Here is a 15,993-nt window from a genome sequence, read left to right as displayed (position 1 = left end):
GGGCAAGCCCCCTCCCACATTTAGAGCTGGTTTCTTCAGTTACTAGGCAATTTACGGGTTAACCGATGCTATTCAACCAAGCCTCACGCCTGGCCAAAGTCACCAGCCCTCTGGGGCCGGATGTGCTGCTGCTCAATGAAATGGGCGGCGGCGAAGAGCTGGGGCGGCTGTTCAACTATGAGCTGCAACTGACCTCGCTGGACGCCAACATCGACCTCAACCAGTTGCTGGGCAAGCCAATGAGCGTGGGCCTGCAACTGGCAGACGGTGGCGAGCGGCACTTCCACGGCATCGTCGCGCGGTGCAGCCAGAACATCGACCAAGGCCAGTTCGCCAGTTATCAGGTGACGCTGCGCCCGTGGTTCTGGTTGCTCAGCCGCACCTCGGACTGCCGGATTTTCCAGAACCTGAGCATCCCGCAGATCATCAAGCAGGTATTTCGCGACCTGGGTTTTTCCGACTTCGAAGACGCCCTGAGCCGGCCGTACCGCGAGTGGGAGTACTGCGTGCAGTACCGCGAGACCAGCTTCGATTTCGTCAGCCGCTTGATGGAACAGGAAGGCATCTACTACTTCTTCCGCCATGAACCGGACCGCCATGTGCTGGTGCTGGCCGACGCCTATGGCGCCCACACCACGGTGCCGGGCTACGCGTCGATTCCGTATTACCCCAAGGACGAGCAGCAGCGCGAACGCGACCACATGCACAACTGGCACCTGGCGCACGAAGTGCAACCGGGCTCGCTGGAGCTCAACGACTATGACTTCCAGCGCCCCAGCGCCAGCATCGACGTACGCTCGGCGATGCCACGCCCGCACACCGCCGGCGACTACCCGCTGTACGACTACCCCGGCACCTATGTGCAAAGCGAAGACGGCGAGCACTATGCGCGCACTCGCATCGAAGCCCTGCAAACCTTGCATGAACAGATCGAGTTCAGCGGCAATGCGCGTGGCCTCGGCTCAGGCCACCTGTTCAGCCTCACCGGCTTCAGCCGCCAGGACCAGAACCGCGAATACCTGATCGTTGGCTGTCGCTATTACATCGTCCAGGAAAGCCTGGAAAGCGGTGGCGGCTCGGGTTCGGCACAGTTCGAAAGCAGCCTCACGTGCATCGACGCCCAGCAAAGCTTCCGCCCGCTGGCGAACACCCACAGGCCCATCGTCAAAGGCCCGCAGACCGCCTTGGTGGTCGGCCCCAAAGGCGAGGAAATCTGGACCGACCAATACGGCCGCGTGAAGGTGCACTTCTACTGGGACCGCCACGACCAATCCAACGAAAACAGCTCGTGCTGGATTCGCGTGTCGCAATCCTGGGCCGGGAAGAACTGGGGCTCGATGCAGATCCCGCGCATCGGCCAGGAAGTGATTGTGAGCTTCCTGGAAGGTGACCCGGACCGGCCGATCATCACCGGCCGTGTGTACAACGCCGAGCAAACGGTGCCTTACGACCTGCCGGAAAACGCGACCCAGAGCGGCATGAAAAGCCGTTCGAGCAAGGGCGGCACACCAGCCAACTTCAATGAAATCCGCATGGAGGACAAGAAGGGGCTGGAGCAGTTGTACATCCATGCCGAGCGCAATCAGGACATCGTGGTGGAGGTGGATGAAAGCCACTCGGTGGGGCATGACCGCAATAAGAGCATTGGGCATAACGAGACGGTGACGATTGGGAATAACCGTGTGCGCATCGTCAAGCACGAAGACATCCTTTCGGTGGGCCTGAGAAAGACCGACAGCATCAGCCAGAGCTACGTGATTGAAGTGGGCGAAAACCTGCGCCTGGTCTGCGGCAAAAGCATCCTGGAGTTGAACGCCAGCGGGCAGATCAACCTGAGCGGCGTCAATATCAGCTTCCACGCCAGCGGCGATGCCGAATTCAATACCGGCGGCGTGCTGCACCTGAACAACGGCGGCGGCCCCGGCGCGACGCCCGATGGCCAGGGCATGAAAGCCAGCATCGACGCCAATATCAACGCCGCATTCCCCGCGCCTAAAAGCTCCTGACGAGACCTGTTTGCCATGACGTACCGAATCAACGAATTCCAGTTCCAACTGCCGGCCGCCGAGCTTCAGGACGCGTCGATCAATATCCTCAAGTTCCCTGAACTGGGCACGTCATTGATCATCAGCCGCAGCTTTCTCACCGAAGGCGAGACCCTGCACAGCAACTTCGATGACCAGCTCAAGCGCCTGGAAAAACAGGTGCAGGACTTGCGCTGCCAACCGAGCGTGACCGTGCGTTTGGGCGCCGCCCAAGAGGTGGAAGGCATTGAACTGCGCAGCCAGTTCAACAAGGGCAATGACAAGGTTTTCCAGTACCAGCTGGCGCTGGTGCTGCCGGGTACGCGCAAGATGCTCGCCTTGAGTTATGTGAAGGCGGAGAAGCTTGGGGATGCCGAGGCGGCGCATTGGGCATTGATAAAAAATTCGCTGTCGTTCGACGCTGTTTCTTGATGAGCAGCCTGCATGTCTGACGCGTTATGGGCGGCCCGGATGGGCGATGCGCTGTCCCACACTTCGATGATGGCGGACATCCTTGGCGGTGTGCTGGAAGTGGCGGCCAATATCGCGATCACTGCCGTGGCAACGGCTGCCGTGGTTGCGGCCACCGGTATCACCGTGGCCACCGGCGGCCTCGGCTGCTTCCTGCTGGGTGCGGTGGTGGGCACGATTGTCGGCCTGGCCATGAGCAAAAGTGGCGCGGACAAAGGGCTGACCAAGATATGCGACGCCTTTAGCAACGCGCTGTTTCCACCCACGGTGCAGGCGAATATTCTCACCGGGTCCACCAATACGCTGACCAACAACATTCCCGCCGCCCGCGCGGCTGGGGCGATCAGCTCCCATGTCACCCCGGCCGGCACTGAGCTGGAAGAAACCAAACCTGAGCCGGAGCCCAGCTACCTGGACATGGCCGAGGGGTTCTTCTCGCAGATGTGGCGCCCCACCGTCGCGACGCCCGCGCCGGGTGCCGTGCCGAAGCCGCTGGACCTGGTCGTGTGCATGAAGCACCCGCCAATGCCGCCGCAGTTTCTGGCCGAGGGTTCGGAAAAGGTCACGATCAACGGCCAACCTGCCGTGCGCAGCGGTGATCGCAGTACCTGCGATGCGACGGTGGTGTCGTCGGGGCTGATTTCCTCCAACGTGACCATTGGTGGCGGTTCGGTGGTGGTGCGTGAAATTCGCAGCGGCAAGACGCCAGGCGTCGGGCTGGCGGTCACGGCACTGTTGATGCTCAAGGGTGGCAAGGGCAAGTTCTTCAGCAAGTTACCGTGCATGTTGGTCAGCGGCGCGACGTCGATGGCCATCAGCAGCGCGATGGGCGCTGCGGCCAACGCCGCGATGGGCTCGTCGAACCCGGTGCATGCTGCAACGGGCGCGAAGATACTCGGCGATGTCGAGGAACTGGATTTCGTGCTGCCGGGCATTTTGCCGATCGGTTGGCAGCGCTTTTACAACAGCCGCGACGAACGCCAAGGTAGCCTGTTCGGTACCGGTTGGAGCGTGGCCTACGAAGTGTGCGTCGACATCCAGCCGCATCCCGAGGGCGGCGAAACGCTGGTCTACACCGATGAACAGGGCCGGCCCATCGACATGGGTTCGATTCCGTTGGGCGGCGCAGTATTCAGTGCCGGTGAAGGTCTTGCGGTACGGCGACACCTGAATGGGCAGTTGCTGATCGAAAGCGACGACGGCGTGTACCGCTTGTTCGAAGCTGCTCCAGCAGACCCGTCGCGACTGCGTCTGACCCAACTGGGTGATCGTAACGACAACCGCATCTATATCGACTATGACGAAGCCGGACGCCTGGTACGCCTGCGCGACACGTTCGATCTGGTTCAGGTTGAGCTGATCCGTGATCAGGGTCATGTAGCTCATATTGAGCGCCTCTACCCGGATCAACGTCGCGAAGTGCTCGTGAGCTACGGCTACGACGCGGCGGGCAATCTCGCGCAAGTGCGTGATGCAACAGATCAAGTCCAGCGGCGCTTCGTCTACGATGCCGGGCGTCGAATGGTGGAACATCAATTGCCCACCGGATTGCGCTGTTTCTATGAGTGGGCACTGGTCGAAGGCCTGGAATGGCGCGTGGTTAGGCATTGGACCGATGAGGGCGACGCTTACCAGTTCGACTATGACCTGCAGGCCGGTCTTACGCGCATCACCGACGGCCTGCAGCGTGTGAGTACGCGGTACTGGAACACTCAGCACCAGATCATTCAGTACAGCGACAACCTCGGCCAGACTTGGCTGTTTGAGTGGAATGACGAACGTCAGTTGCTCAGCGCTACCGACCCACAGGCCGGGCGTTATGCCTACAACTACGACGAGAGCGGCAACCTGATCGGCGAAACCGACCCGCTGGGCCGCAGTGATTCGACCTTGTGGCTGGAACATTGGGCATTGCCGCTGGTGGAAACCGACGCCGCCGACAACAGTTGGCAGTATCGCTACGACCCACGCGGTAACTGCATCGCCGAGACCGATCCGCTGGGTTACATCACCCGCTATCGTTATGACGCCCACGGCCAGGTCGTGGAAATCATCGACGCCACCGGCAAAAGCAAACAACTGCGCTGGAACCCGTTCGGGCAACTGGTCGAGCATATTGATTGCTCGGGCTACCCAACGCGCTTCAGCTACGACGAGCGCGGTTATTTGCAGCTCATCACCGATGCCCTCGGTGAGCGTACCCAATTCAGCTACGACGCCCAGGGCCGATTGCTCAGCAGCCAACTGCCGGATGGCCGCACCGAACATTTCCAGCGCGATGCCAGCGGGCAGTTGGTGGGCTATACAGATCCCGCCGGGCACACCACGCTCTATCAACACAACCGGCGAGGCCAGGTACGCCAGCGCACCGACGCCCATGGTCGCCAGGTGCAGTTCGGCTACGACAGCTACGGGCGTCTGCAAGCGTTGGTCAATGAAAACGGTGAAAGCTATCGGTTTGCGTGGGATGCCGGCGATCGGCTGGCTGAACAGCAAGACCTCGACGGCAGCGCCAAGCGCTACGACTACGACCGGCTGGACAACATCACAGCGGTGACTGCCGTTCCAGCGCCTTATGGCAATGGCTTGGCGGTGGTCCCCGAAACGCCGCCAGCGCCCATCGTTCATCGGCTGGAGCGTGATGCGGTCGGCCGACTGGTCGCCAAGACCACCGACGATGGCCGCACTGAGTATAGCTACGATGCGGTGGATCAGCTCACGGCGGTCACCTTCACTGATCTGCAAGGCAATGCCCAGGCGTTGGGTTTCGCCTACGACGCAGTCGGCCAGTTGCTTGCCGAACAAAGTGCCGGCGGCAAGCTGCAACATCACTACGACGAACTCGGCAACCTGATCCAGACCCAACTGCCGGACGGGCGCTGGCTCAATCGCCTGTACTACGGCAGCGGCCACCTGCACCAGATCAACCTCGACGGCCAGGTCATCAGCGACTTCGAACGCGACCGCCTGCACCGCGAAGTGCTGCGCACCCAAGGCCAGCTCAGCACCCGCAGCGAATACGACCGCAGCGGCCGCCTGCGCTCACGCCAACGCCGCCTTAACAGCCAGCCATCGCTGATGCCTGCGGCGACGCAAAAGCAGTTCGAATACGACCCCGCCGACAACCTGATCGGCAAACTCGACCAGCAACCCGCGGCACAACACCGTCAACTGCTGCACTACGACGCCACCGGCCGCATCATCGCAAGCCAGGACAGCCTGCACGGCCAGCGCGAAACCTTCGCCTACGATGCCGCCGCCAACCTGCTCGACGGCCCGCAGACGGGCGCCGGGCTGGTGGTGCATAACAAGCTGCTGACCTATCAGGACAAGCGTTATCGCTACGATGCGTTTGGACGAATGATCGAAAAACGCAGCGCCAAGCGTGGCGTGCAGCGGTTTGTGTATGACGCAGAAAGCCGGTTGGTTGAAGTGCGTAATGAAAGCGGTAGCGTGGTCAGGATGGCGTATGACCCGCTGGGGCGGCGGGTTGAAAAAACCGAGCATGGCAGCGATGGGTATCCGTTGGGGGAAACCCGGTTCATGTGGGATGGGCTGCGGTTGTTGCAGGAGCACAAGCACAGTCAAACCAGTCTTTATGTGTATGAAGACGACGGCGGCTATCAACCGTTGGCCCGCGTCGACGGTGACGGCCCACTGCAGAAAATTCGTTATTACCACAACGACCTGAACGGGTTGCCGGAGCAACTGACTGAAGCTGACGGACACAGCGTCTGGCAAGCGACTTATCGGGTGTGGGGCAACACGCTGGAAGAGGCGCGCGAGCCTTATTACATCGAGGAACAAAATCTACGGTTTCAGGGGCAGTATCTGGACCGGGAGACGGGGCTGCATTTCAATACGTTCAGGTTTTATGATCCGGAGATAGGACGTTTCACAACTCCTGATCCAATTGGACTGGAAGGAGGATTGAATACCTATGCCTACTCACCCAACCCATTTATGTGGTCAGACCCATTGGGTCTGGCGCCTTGCGCAAAGAAAGTGGATGCCTTGCGCAATGGGCCTCAAAAAACCGTTGTGAAGGTGAAAACCAAAAAAGAAGCGAATGAGCTATTGGCCGAAGCATTTCCTAATAGCCAAAAGGTCAGAGGCATTGGATCCCAGGACGCTCAAGGCATAAGAAAGAAAAACAAAATGGATCAATTTAAAAAGAGAGATGGGAAAGTTCGGTATCGAAAGGACTATCCTATCAACAAGGAAACCGGTCGAGTTTATGGTCACGATGACCCTAAAGGCACAGGGCATGGCGAGCTGCCACACGTCAACATTAAACGTGCCGACGGAACAATGGTTCGCATTGATATCACAGGGTAGAGAATGAATAATCTAATAGAAGCACTCAACGCTGGAAAGCGCCGCGGTTACGAGGAGATTCGCAAGATAGATGGGGGATCATTTATATTTCAATACGCCTTAAAAAAACAGAAAAACGTTTATCACACTTATTTCTTTTCAATCGAAGAGTCCAAAATTGATATGATCGAAGACAATGAGAATGAAGAACTTAAAACTTTTGAAAATTTAGACTCTGCACTGACTTACCTTACAAACAAGGGTGCAGAGATAGAAAAACTCTCAACAATTAAAAACAACCTGCCTTTTTAAGCAACGACTAAAAACGTCAAAAGGAAATCCCTGCAACAAAATTATTTGTATACTTTTCCAAGTCGATTACACGTCATAAATTTATGAGCGATAAACTCACGTTATTTTGTGAAAGTAAATACATGAGAAATCATTACTGCTTTGGAAAGCTAAAAAGCTCTGAGCTCGGCGCATGTGAAGACAAAGAATCTATCTATTTAGACATATCACACTCGACGCTATCAACCAGTCCAAGCCAAATCATTGAGACATTGATTGACCTCGAGCGATACTTAACTGTCCAGCACTACTACGTCGCACATAATTCTGTAATAACAAAAGGAAACCGCAGATTCTTTAGAGGTGAATTGATTAAAGCGTCAAAACAAGACCTTGTGGATTTTTGGAAGAGTGTAAATTAACAGGTGACTTGCGAGAGCTATTAATTGCCCCAATATTGCAATCTATTGATTGGCACGTCATTCATGTTACAGATGAAGCATTTTATCTGTACAAACAATCGCTATCGAAACCAATACTCTAGAAGCCTCTTAAACCAAAAAATGGGCACCCAACCCAGTCGGCGTGCCCATTTTTTCCCATCCCGCCTCCCTTCAGACGGTCCCGCGATTACGGGTTGACGCTGTCTTTGAGCGACTTGCCCGGCTTGAACGCAACGGTGTTGCTGGCCTTGATTTTCACTGGCTCACCGGTTTGCGGGTTTTTGCCGGTGCGGGCGCCGCGGTGGCGTTGCAGGAAGGTGCCGAAGCCAACCAGGGTGACGCTGTCCTTGCGATGCAGGGCGCCGGTGATTTCTTCGAGAACGGCGTTGAGTACGCGGTTGGCCTGTTCTTTGGTGAGATCCGCTTTTTCAGCGATGGCGGCTGCGAGTTCTGGTTTACGCATAAGTGAAGCCTCTTTGACGGTTTTTTGTTGTTATGTCCGTGCTGCTCTCTTGTGGAGCAGCGCCCAAGGCGCCGCAGGCTCTACTCTGCGGCAGACGGGAGTGAGGATGGCATGCCCTCGCACGCTCCGCCAGTCTCGCGGCGACCTTTATAGAGGTAAGAACGTGCTGATTCCGACAGAACGACCGGTATTTACGCCAGTAACGGCGGAAGTTCTTTGTTCAGGGCCAGTTTTTCCATCACGGCGCTGCCGGTCAGGGCGTAGCCGAGCAGGCGGCCGCTGGCGTCGCGGCACAAGGCCTTGATGTCGGCGCCCTGCCCTTCGACGCTCCACACGCCTTCGGTGCCGCGTGGCGGTGGGGAAACCACCAGCGGGCAGATCGGGGTTTTCACGGTGATCGGCATCGGCCCGTAGCTCACGGCCGTGGCGTTGCCGGCCAGGGTCTGAGCCAAGGCGCGGGCGCAGCTCATCAGCGGCATCACATAGAGCAGGTTCAGACCATCGACTTCGGCGCAGTCGCCCAGGGCGTAGATGTTGGCGTGGGAAGTCTTGAGGTGGCGGTCGACCATGATTCCACGGTTGATTTGCAGGCCGGCGGCGGCAGCCAGGTCCACCCGTGGGCGCAGGCCGATGGCCGAGACCACCAGGTCGCAGTGAATCACTTCACCGTCCGACAGATGCGCTTCCAGGCCATCAGCCGTGCGCTGCAGGCGATTGAGCACCGGGCCCAGGTGGAAACGCGCGCCGAGGCCTTCCAGCCCGGCTTGCACGGCGGCGGCTGCCGCCGGGTGCAGCAGGGTCGGCATGACCTGCTCGCACGGCGCCACCAGGTCGATTTCGTAGCCGCCGAGAATCAGGTCGTTGGCGAACTCACAGCCGATCAGGCCGGCGCCGAGCAGTAGCACCCGGCGTTTGCCGGCGGCGGCGGCGCGAAAGCGCGCGTAATCTTCGAGGTCGTTGATGGGGAAAATCAGCTCAGCCGCGTCGCCTTCAACCGGGACACGCACGGTTTCTGCGCCCCAGGCCAGGATCAGGTCGCGGTAGATCACCGCTTCCTCGCCGATCCACAGGCGTTTGTGGCCCGGGTCGATGCCGCTGATGCGGGTGTGGGTGCGCACTTCGGCCTTGAGTTGCTCGGCCATGGCGCCCGGTTCGGCCATGCTCAGGCCGTCGGCTTCCTTGTTCTTGCCAAAGCCGGTGGAGAGCATGGGCTTGGAGTAGGAGCGCCCGTCATCTGCGGTGATCAGCAGCAACGGGGTCTCGCTGTCGAGCTTGCGAAACTCCCGGGCCACGTTGTAACCGGCCAATCCTGTGCCGATGATCACGACAGGTGCGTTCATTCCTTTCTCCTTGAAGTACATTTCAAAAATCGATGATTAACCGATTTCGATCATTTCGAAATCCATTTTGCCCACGCCGCAGTCCGGGCACAGCCAGTCTTCCGGAACGTCCTGCCACAGGGTGCCCGGTGCGATACCGTCATCCGGCCAGCCGTCTTTTTCGTCATAAATCAGGCCGCAGACTACACATTGCCACTTCTTCATTACTTGCTTCCTCAGGGTCCAGGCATCTTGGCCGACGGTCGATAGACCAACGTTGCCGTGCGGCTCAGGGCGTTTTGTACTGATCGGAGCCGGCAGATGCAAGCATGTTCGGCGCAAACGGCCGGTTCAGCCCGGCAAAAGCTCAGGATGCCATGGTAAGCTCGCCGCCTCTTTTGCTGCCAATACTGACTCACCGTGCCGCACTCAATCGCCCCTCCCGATGCTTGCCAATGGCTGACCCAGAGCCTTCTGAGCCCACTGCCAGCGCCCTTGACCCTTGACTGGCTGTTCGACGAAGGCTCGCTGACGCGGCGGCTGACGGGGCTGTCCGACGATGGCTTCAGCGTGACGCCGCTGTTCGAAGGCTGGCAGCCGTTGCGCGACGATGAATGCGCGGCGCTGAGCCTGGTCCCGGCCACTGTCGGTTGGGTGCGCGAGGTGTATCTGCGCGGCCATGGTCAGCCGTGGGTGTTCGCGCGCAGCGTGGCGGCGCGCAGTGCCTTGCAAGGCGACGGGTTGCACATGGACGAACTGGGCAGCCGTTCGCTGGGCGAGTTGCTGTTTTGCGACCACGCCTTCACCCGCCAGGCCATCGAGGTGTGCCACTACCCACGGCAATGGCTGCCGACCGCGGACCAGGCCGACGGGTTATGGGGACGCCGCTCGCGCTTTGATCGCGGGCAGCTGAGCGTGCTGGTGGCGGAAATTTTCCTGCCGCGCTTCTGGCAGGCGTTGCATGACCGTGCGGAGAACTGCTGATGTATCAACGTCTGCTCAAGTCCCTGAACCACCTGAACCCCAGGGCCTGGGATTTCATTCAGTTGACCCGCATGGACAAGCCCATCGGCATCTACCTGCTGTTGTGGCCGACGCTGTGGGCGCTGTGGATTGCCGGCAAGGGCTCGCCGTCCTTGCTCAATATCGTGATTTTCGTGCTCGGCGTGGTGCTGACCCGCGCCGGCGGCTGTGTGATCAATGACTGGGCCGACCGCAAGGTCGACGGTCACGTGAAACGCACCGAACAACGCCCACTGGTGAGCGGCAAGATCAGTTCCAAAGAGGCGCTGGTGTTTTTTGCGGTGCTGATGGGCATCAGCTTCCTGTTGGTGTTGCTGACCAACGCCACCACCATCCTGCTGTCACTCGGCGGCCTGGCGTTGGCGGCGAGCTACCCGTTCATGAAGCGTTATACCTACTACCCGCAGGTGGTATTGGGCGCGGCATTTTCGTGGGGCATGCCGATGGCGTTCACCGCTGAGACCGGTCACCTGCCTGCCACGGCGTGGCTGCTGTACATCGCCAACCTGTTGTGGACGGTGGGCTATGACACGTATTACGCGATGACCGACCGCGACGACGACTTGAAGATCGGCGTGAAATCCACTGCCATTCTGTTCGGCGATGCCGACCGCGTGATCATCCTCACCTTGCAAGGCCTGTCGCTGGTCTGCCTGGTGCTGGCGGGTATGCGGTTCGAGCTGGGCGGCTGGTTCCACCTGGGGTTGCTGGCGGCGGCAGGCTGCTTTGCCTGGGAGTTCTGGTACACCCGCGACAGGGACCGCATGAAATGCTTCAAGGCGTTTTTGCACAACCACTGGGCCGGGTTGGCGATTTTTGTCGGGATTGTGGCGGACTACGCGTTCCGTTGACCCTGTGACAAGCGGGCTTGCTGTGGCGAACGGGCTTGTCATGGCGAGCGGGCTTGCCCCGCGTTGGGGCGCGCAGCGGCCCCTCTCAGGGCCACTGTGTTTCGTCAGAAAGACCGAGGCGTCAGGTTTTGGGGCTGCTTCGCAGCCCAACGCGGGGCAAGCCCGCTCGCCACAACAAGCCCTCAAACCATAGCAAGCCTGTTAGCCCTAACAGGCCTGCTCGCCACAATTAGCTCACTGGCCGCTAAGCGATCAGGGCTTGGCGACCTTCCAGGCACCGTCCATTTTGCCTTCACCGGTCATGTCACCGGCCTTTTTGTCCATCACGAAAGTGTAAAGCGGCTTGCCGCTGTAGGCCCACTGGCTTTTTTGGTCATCACGGGTGATCACGGTCCACTTGCCCATTGGCTTGTCGGTGGATTCGGCCATCAACGGCGGCCAGTTGGTGGCGCACTTGTCGTTGCACATGGACTTGCCATCGGCGTCTTTGGCAAAGGTGTAGAGCGTCATGCTCTTGTGGTCCACCAACATGCCGTCTTTGGTCATCGCAGGGTCTGCCGCGAATGCCAGTGTCGGCAGCGTCAACGCGGCCGTTACCAGCAGGGCTTTCCAGGAAAAAGTACTTTGAGTCATCGGAACCTTCCTTTTGTGGTTGTCAGGATTCGGACCCAAAGGGTAGTCCAGAGTGCCGAGAATTGCCCAAGCGACTAAATTACTGTCACACGACTGCAATAATTCCGTTATCTAATGCGGCGCAAGACAGTTAAATGACAAGAGGATTTAGGCATGGTTGGCAGGAGCATTCTGATCGTTGACGACGAAGCGCCCATTCGCGAGATGATCGCCGTTGCGTTGGAAATGGCCGGCTATGACTGCCTGGAGGCGGAGAACTCCCAGCAGGCCCATGCCATCATCGTCGACCGCAAGCCGGACCTGATCCTGCTGGACTGGATGCTGCCCGGCACCTCCGGCATCGAGCTGGCCCGCCGCCTCAAGCGTGACGAGCTGACCGGGGACATCCCGATCATCATGCTCACCGCCAAAGGCGAAGAGGACAACAAGATCCAGGGCCTGGAAGTTGGCGCCGATGACTATATCACCAAGCCGTTTTCCCCACGCGAGCTGGTTGCCCGCCTGAAGGCCGTGCTGCGCCGTGCTGGCCCTACCGATGGCGAAGCGCCGATCGAAGTCGACGGCCTGATTCTGGACCCGATCAGCCACCGCGTGACCATCGATGGCAAGCCAGCCGAGATGGGCCCGACCGAATACCGTCTGCTGCAATTTTTCATGACCCACCAGGAACGCGCCTACACCCGTGGCCAACTGCTGGACCAGGTGTGGGGCGGCAACGTGTACGTGGAAGAGCGCACCGTCGACGTGCATATCCGCCGCCTGCGCAAAGCCTTGGGCGATGCCTACGAGAATCTGGTACAAACCGTGCGCGGCACCGGCTACCGCTTTTCCACCAAAGGCTGAGCCAGCCCTTCCCTTTCCTTAACAGCTGACAAGGACGCATGTTTAAGTGAACCAGAACTGGCATGGCACCCTGATCCGCCACATGCTGTTATTGATCACCGGCTGCCTGGTGGTCGGCCTGGTCAGCGGCCAATACGGCTGGAGCCTGGCCGTCGGCATCGGTCTGTACCTGGGCTGGACCCTCAAACAGCTGCTGCGCCTGCATGAATGGCTGCGCCAGCACAAACCCGACGAAGCACCACCCGACGGCTACGGCCTGTGGGGCGAGGTGTTCGACAGCATCTACCACTTGCAACGTCGCGACCAACGCGTTCGCGGGCGCCTGCAGGCGGTGATCGACCGGGTGCAGGAGTCCACCGCCGCGCTCAAGGACGCGGTGATCATGCTCGACAGCGATGGCAACCTGGAATGGTGGAACCGCGCCGCCGAAACCCTGCTGGGCCTCAAGACGCCCCAGGACAGCGGCCAGCCGGTGACCAACCTGGTGCGTCACCCGCGCTTCAAGGAGTACTTCGAGCAGGACAATTACGAAGAAGCCCTGGAAATCCCCTCGCCCACCAATGACCGCGTGCGCATCCAGCTGTACCTGACGCGCTACGGCAACAACGAGCACCTGATGCTGGTGCGCGACGTGACCCGCATCCACCAGCTGGAACAGATGCGCAAAGACTTCGTTGCCAACGTCTCCCACGAGCTGCGCACGCCATTGACGGTGATCTGCGGCTACCTGGAGACGCTGCTGGACAACGTCGACGAGATCAACCCGCGCTGGAGCCGCGCCCTGCAGCAAATGCAGCAGCAAGGCTCGCGCATGCAGACGCTGCTCAACGACCTGCTGTTGCTGGCCAAGCTTGAGGCCACCGATTACCCGTCGGACAACCATCCCGTCGCCGTGCAGAGCCTGTTGCAGACCATCAAGAATGACGCCCAGGCGCTTTCCGGCGAACGCGGGCAGCAGATCACCCTGGAAGCCGACCCGTTGGTGCTGCTCAAAGGCAGCGAGGGCGAATTGCGCAGCGCGTTTTCCAACCTGGTGTTCAACGCCGTGAAGTACACCCAGGACAAGGGCAATATCCGCATTCGCTGGTGGGCCGATGACCACGGCGCACACCTGAGCGTGCAGGACTCCGGCATCGGCATCGACGCCAAACACTTGCCGCGCCTGACCGAGCGTTTCTACCGTGTGGACTCCAGCCGCAACTCCAACACCGGCGGCACCGGACTGGGCCTGGCCATCGTCAAGCATGTGCTGTTGCGCCATCGCGCACGGCTGGAAATCAGCAGCGTGCTGGGGCATGGCAGCACGTTTACCTGCCACTTTCCGCCGACGCAGGTGACGCGTTCGCGGCTGGTCGGGAATGATGAATAACCTGAGAACGATGGCGGTCTAAGTGTGGGAGCTGGCTTGCCTGCGATGGCGGTGGGTCAGCTGAACATACCCCCAACTGACAGTCCGCTATCGCAGGCAAGCCAGCTCCCACATTGGATTTGTATCGTTCCTGCAGGCCCCGCCCGGCAGCGGGCACTAGGCAAGCGCCCCGTCAGCCGCTACATTGGCCGACTTGCGCCTGCCTTTCAGGCACTTCTGTCACCCCTTATTGAACACACGGAACCTGCAAAACCCCATCATGGACCCTTCCCCTGGCATCACCCTCGCTACACTCTTCGCCGACTTCGGCATGATTCTTTTTGCACTGATCCTGGTACTGCTCAACGGTTTCTTCGTTGCGGCGGAATTCGCCATGGTCAAACTGCGCGCCACCCGGGTCGAGGCCATCGCCCACAAGAACGGCTGGCGCGGGCAGATCCTGCGCACCGTGCACAGCCAGCTCGACGCCTACCTGTCGGCCTGCCAGCTGGGCATCACCCTCGCCTCCCTGGGCCTGGGCTGGGTCGGTGAGCCGGCCTTTGCGCATATCCTCGAGCCGTTGCTGGGCGCGGTGGGCGTAGAGTCGCCGGAAGTGATCAAGGGCGTGTCGTTCTTTGCCGCCTTCTTTGTGATCTCCTACCTGCACATCGTGGTGGGTGAATTGGCCCCTAAATCCTGGGCTATCCGCAAACCCGAGTTGCTGTCGCTGTGGACCGCGGTGCCGTTGTACCTGTTCTACTGGGCGATGTACCCGGCGATTTACCTGCTCAACGCCAGTGCGAACGCGATTTTGCGTATCGCCGGCCAAGGCGAGCCTGGCCCGCACCATGAGCACCATTACAGTCGTGAAGAACTCAAGCTGATCCTGCACTCCAGCCGTGGCCAGGACCCGAGCGACCAAGGCATGCGTGTACTCGCCTCCGCCGTGGAAATGGGCGAACTGGAAGTGGTGGACTGGGCCAACTCTCGCGAAGACCTGGTCACCCTGGACTTCAACGCCCCGCTCAAGGAAATCCTCGCGCTGTTCCGCCGCCACAAATTCAGCCGCTACCCGGTGTATGACGCGGTGCGCAATGAGTTTGTCGGCCTGCTGCACATCAAGGATTTGCTGCTGGAACTGGCGGCACTGGACCACATCCCCGAGTCGTTCAACCTGGCCGAGCTGACCCGCCCGCTGGAGCGCGTATCGCGCCATATGCCGTTGTCGCAGTTGCTGGAGCAGTTCCGCAAAGGCGGCGCGCACTTTGCTCTGGTAGAGGAAGCCGACGGCAAGATCATCGGCTACCTGACCATGGAAGACGTGCTGGAAGTGCTGGTCGGCGATATCCAGGACGAACACCGCAAGGCCGAGCGCGGCATCCTCGCCTACCAGCCGGGCAAACTGCTGGTGCGTGGCGACACGCCGCTGTTCAAGGTAGAACGCCTGCTGGGCGTCGACCTGGACCACATCGAAGCCGAAACCCTCGCCGGGCTGATCTACGACACCCTCAAGCGCGTGCCGGAAGAGGAAGAAGTGCTGGAGGTTGAAGGCTTGCGAATCATCATCAAGAAGATGAAAGGGCCGAAGATCGTGCTGGCCAAGGTGCTGTTGCTGGATTGATCAGATAGAGCGTGGGGGGTGAGCAACTCGCCCCCGCGCCGATGATCAGGCCGGCAGCGGGGAGAAGCAGATATCGACTTCCAACTGCGCTGCGGCAGACAAATTGACCAACGCGTCCAGCGAGAACTTGTCGATCTTGCCATTGAGGACGTCATTGAGCCGAGGCTGGCTGATATTGAGCCGCTCAGCGGCCGCTTTCTGAGAGAGCTCCCAACTGCGGATGGTGTTGCACAACGCCAACAGCAACTTTGAGCGCAGGCGCATATTGGCGGCTTGCTGGGGAGTGTCCTCCAGAGCATCCCAGACGTTGCTGAAGCGTTCGGTGTGAATTTTTGGGTCTGTCATA

At 59.7% G+C, this 15,993-nt stretch carries 14 protein-coding genes; 9 read left to right on the top strand and 5 right to left on the bottom strand.

Annotated features, from left to right (window positions below):
* The first annotated feature begins 65 nt into the window (after positions 1-65).
* The 4 genes from ACP7B3_RS09990 to ACP7B3_RS09975 are packed head-to-tail and all read left to right on the top strand — an operon-like array spanning position 66 to position 7,124.
* Complete coding sequence (locus ACP7B3_RS09990; protein ID WP_262207255.1) at positions 66-2,006, top strand: type VI secretion system Vgr family protein; 1,941 nt, start codon at positions 66-68, stop codon at positions 2,004-2,006.
* 15 nt (positions 2,007-2,021) lie between these two features.
* Entirely contained in the window at positions 2,022-2,456 is a 435-nt protein-coding gene (locus ACP7B3_RS09985; RefSeq protein WP_145158212.1) for a DcrB-related protein, read from the top strand.
* A 12-nt stretch (positions 2,457-2,468) separates the two neighbouring features.
* Positions 2,469-6,833, top strand: a complete 4,365-nt coding sequence (locus ACP7B3_RS09980; protein ID WP_426178725.1) for an RHS repeat-associated core domain-containing protein — start codon at positions 2,469-2,471, stop codon at positions 6,831-6,833.
* Positions 6,834-6,836: 3 nt separating this feature from the next.
* Entirely contained in the window at positions 6,837-7,124 is a 288-nt protein-coding gene (locus ACP7B3_RS09975; RefSeq protein ID WP_145158218.1) for a hypothetical protein, read from the top strand.
* A 609-nt stretch (positions 7,125-7,733) separates the two neighbouring features.
* Here ACP7B3_RS09975 and ACP7B3_RS09970 read toward each other — a convergent pair.
* The 3 genes from ACP7B3_RS09970 to ACP7B3_RS09960 form a co-directional block, all read right to left on the bottom strand.
* Positions 7,734-8,009, bottom strand: coding sequence for an HU family DNA-binding protein (locus ACP7B3_RS09970; RefSeq protein ID WP_003213368.1), 276 nt, complete (start codon positions 8,007-8,009; stop codon positions 7,734-7,736).
* Positions 8,010-8,200: 191 nt separating this feature from the next.
* A complete protein-coding gene (locus ACP7B3_RS09965) occupies positions 8,201-9,349 on the bottom strand; it encodes an NAD(P)/FAD-dependent oxidoreductase (RefSeq protein WP_106575895.1) in 1,149 nt (382 codons plus the stop codon).
* A 36-nt stretch (positions 9,350-9,385) separates the two neighbouring features.
* Positions 9,386-9,553, bottom strand: coding sequence for a rubredoxin (locus tag ACP7B3_RS09960; RefSeq protein WP_003213373.1), 168 nt, complete (start codon positions 9,551-9,553; stop codon positions 9,386-9,388).
* 195 nt (positions 9,554-9,748) lie between these two features.
* Between ACP7B3_RS09960 and ACP7B3_RS09955 the strand changes: the two genes are divergently transcribed.
* Together ACP7B3_RS09955 and ubiA are read left to right on the top strand one after the other, a co-directional pair.
* Complete coding sequence (locus tag ACP7B3_RS09955; RefSeq protein WP_426178724.1) at positions 9,749-10,312, top strand: chorismate--pyruvate lyase family protein; 564 nt, start codon at positions 9,749-9,751, stop codon at positions 10,310-10,312.
* A complete protein-coding gene (ubiA, locus tag ACP7B3_RS09950; RefSeq protein ID WP_145158224.1) occupies positions 10,312-11,202 on the top strand; it encodes a 4-hydroxybenzoate octaprenyltransferase in 891 nt (296 codons plus the stop codon). Before ACP7B3_RS09955 ends, ubiA begins: the two co-directional genes overlap by 1 nt.
* Before the next feature lie 252 nt (positions 11,203-11,454).
* On the opposite strand, the gene ACP7B3_RS09945 is transcribed toward ubiA, so the two are convergent.
* The gene (locus ACP7B3_RS09945) at positions 11,455-11,835 is read right to left on the bottom strand and encodes a COG4315 family predicted lipoprotein (RefSeq protein WP_426178723.1); all 381 of its coding nucleotides are present in this window, start codon (positions 11,833-11,835) and stop codon (positions 11,455-11,457) included.
* A 153-nt stretch (positions 11,836-11,988) separates the two neighbouring features.
* Here ACP7B3_RS09945 and phoB point away from each other — a divergent pair, with 153 nt between their 5' ends.
* The 3 genes from phoB (at position 11,989) to ACP7B3_RS09930 (ending at position 15,647) form a co-directional block, all read left to right on the top strand.
* Positions 11,989-12,678: a phosphate regulon transcriptional regulator PhoB gene (phoB, locus tag ACP7B3_RS09940; RefSeq protein ID WP_003195617.1), complete on the top strand. Its 690-nt coding sequence runs from the start codon at positions 11,989-11,991 to the stop codon at positions 12,676-12,678.
* An 82-nt stretch (positions 12,679-12,760) separates the two neighbouring features.
* Positions 12,761-14,047 (top strand): phosphate regulon sensor histidine kinase PhoR, encoded by a 1,287-nt coding sequence (gene phoR, locus ACP7B3_RS09935; protein ID WP_242201296.1) that lies wholly within the window; start codon positions 12,761-12,763, stop codon positions 14,045-14,047.
* A 259-nt stretch (positions 14,048-14,306) separates the two neighbouring features.
* Positions 14,307-15,647 carry a hemolysin family protein gene (locus ACP7B3_RS09930; protein WP_010207573.1) on the top strand — a complete coding sequence of 447 codons (1,341 nt, stop codon included), beginning with the start codon at positions 14,307-14,309 and terminating at the stop codon, positions 15,645-15,647.
* 45 nt (positions 15,648-15,692) lie between these two features.
* Here the strand turns inward: ACP7B3_RS09930 and ACP7B3_RS09925 are convergent, their stop codons facing one another.
* Positions 15,693-15,992 carry a helix-turn-helix domain-containing protein gene (locus tag ACP7B3_RS09925; protein WP_242201190.1) on the bottom strand — a complete coding sequence of 100 codons (300 nt, stop codon included), beginning with the start codon at positions 15,990-15,992 and terminating at the stop codon, positions 15,693-15,695.
* Position 15,993 lies beyond the last annotated feature (1 nt).

It is taken from the genome of Pseudomonas sp. TWRC1-2, assembly GCF_049896685.1.
In the GTDB taxonomy this organism is placed as follows: Bacteria; Pseudomonadota; Gammaproteobacteria; order Pseudomonadales; family Pseudomonadaceae; genus Aquipseudomonas.
This window is presented reverse-complemented; position numbering and strand designations above follow the sequence as displayed.

Bases quoted from the DNA above. Each gene is read 5' to 3' on its own strand.
- ACP7B3_RS09990 (WP_262207255.1), top strand. From the start codon at position 66: ATGCTATTCAACCAAGCCTCACGCCTGGCCAAAGTCACCAGCCCTCTG.
- ACP7B3_RS09985 (WP_145158212.1), top strand. From the start codon at position 2,022: ATGACGTACCGAATCAACGAATTCCAGTTCCAACTGCCGGCCGCCGAG.
- ACP7B3_RS09980 (WP_426178725.1), top strand. From the start codon at position 2,469: ATGTCTGACGCGTTATGGGCGGCCCGGATGGGCGATGCGCTGTCCCAC.
- ACP7B3_RS09975 (WP_145158218.1), top strand. From the start codon at position 6,837: ATGAATAATCTAATAGAAGCACTCAACGCTGGAAAGCGCCGCGGTTAC.
- ACP7B3_RS09970 (WP_003213368.1), bottom strand. From the start codon at position 8,009: ATGCGTAAACCAGAACTCGCAGCCGCCATCGCTGAAAAAGCGGATCTC.
- ACP7B3_RS09965 (WP_106575895.1), bottom strand. From the start codon at position 9,349: ATGAACGCACCTGTCGTGATCATCGGCACAGGATTGGCCGGTTACAAC.
- ACP7B3_RS09960 (WP_003213373.1), bottom strand. From the start codon at position 9,553: ATGAAGAAGTGGCAATGTGTAGTCTGCGGCCTGATTTATGACGAAAAA.
- ubiA (WP_145158224.1), top strand. From the start codon at position 10,312: ATGTATCAACGTCTGCTCAAGTCCCTGAACCACCTGAACCCCAGGGCC.
- ACP7B3_RS09945 (WP_426178723.1), bottom strand. From the start codon at position 11,835: ATGACTCAAAGTACTTTTTCCTGGAAAGCCCTGCTGGTAACGGCCGCG.
- phoB (WP_003195617.1), top strand. From the start codon at position 11,989: ATGGTTGGCAGGAGCATTCTGATCGTTGACGACGAAGCGCCCATTCGC.
- phoR (WP_242201296.1), top strand. From the start codon at position 12,761: ATGCTGTTATTGATCACCGGCTGCCTGGTGGTCGGCCTGGTCAGCGGC.
- ACP7B3_RS09930 (WP_010207573.1), top strand. From the start codon at position 14,307: ATGGACCCTTCCCCTGGCATCACCCTCGCTACACTCTTCGCCGACTTC.
- ACP7B3_RS09925 (WP_242201190.1), bottom strand. From the start codon at position 15,992: ATGACAGACCCAAAAATTCACACCGAACGCTTCAGCAACGTCTGGGAT.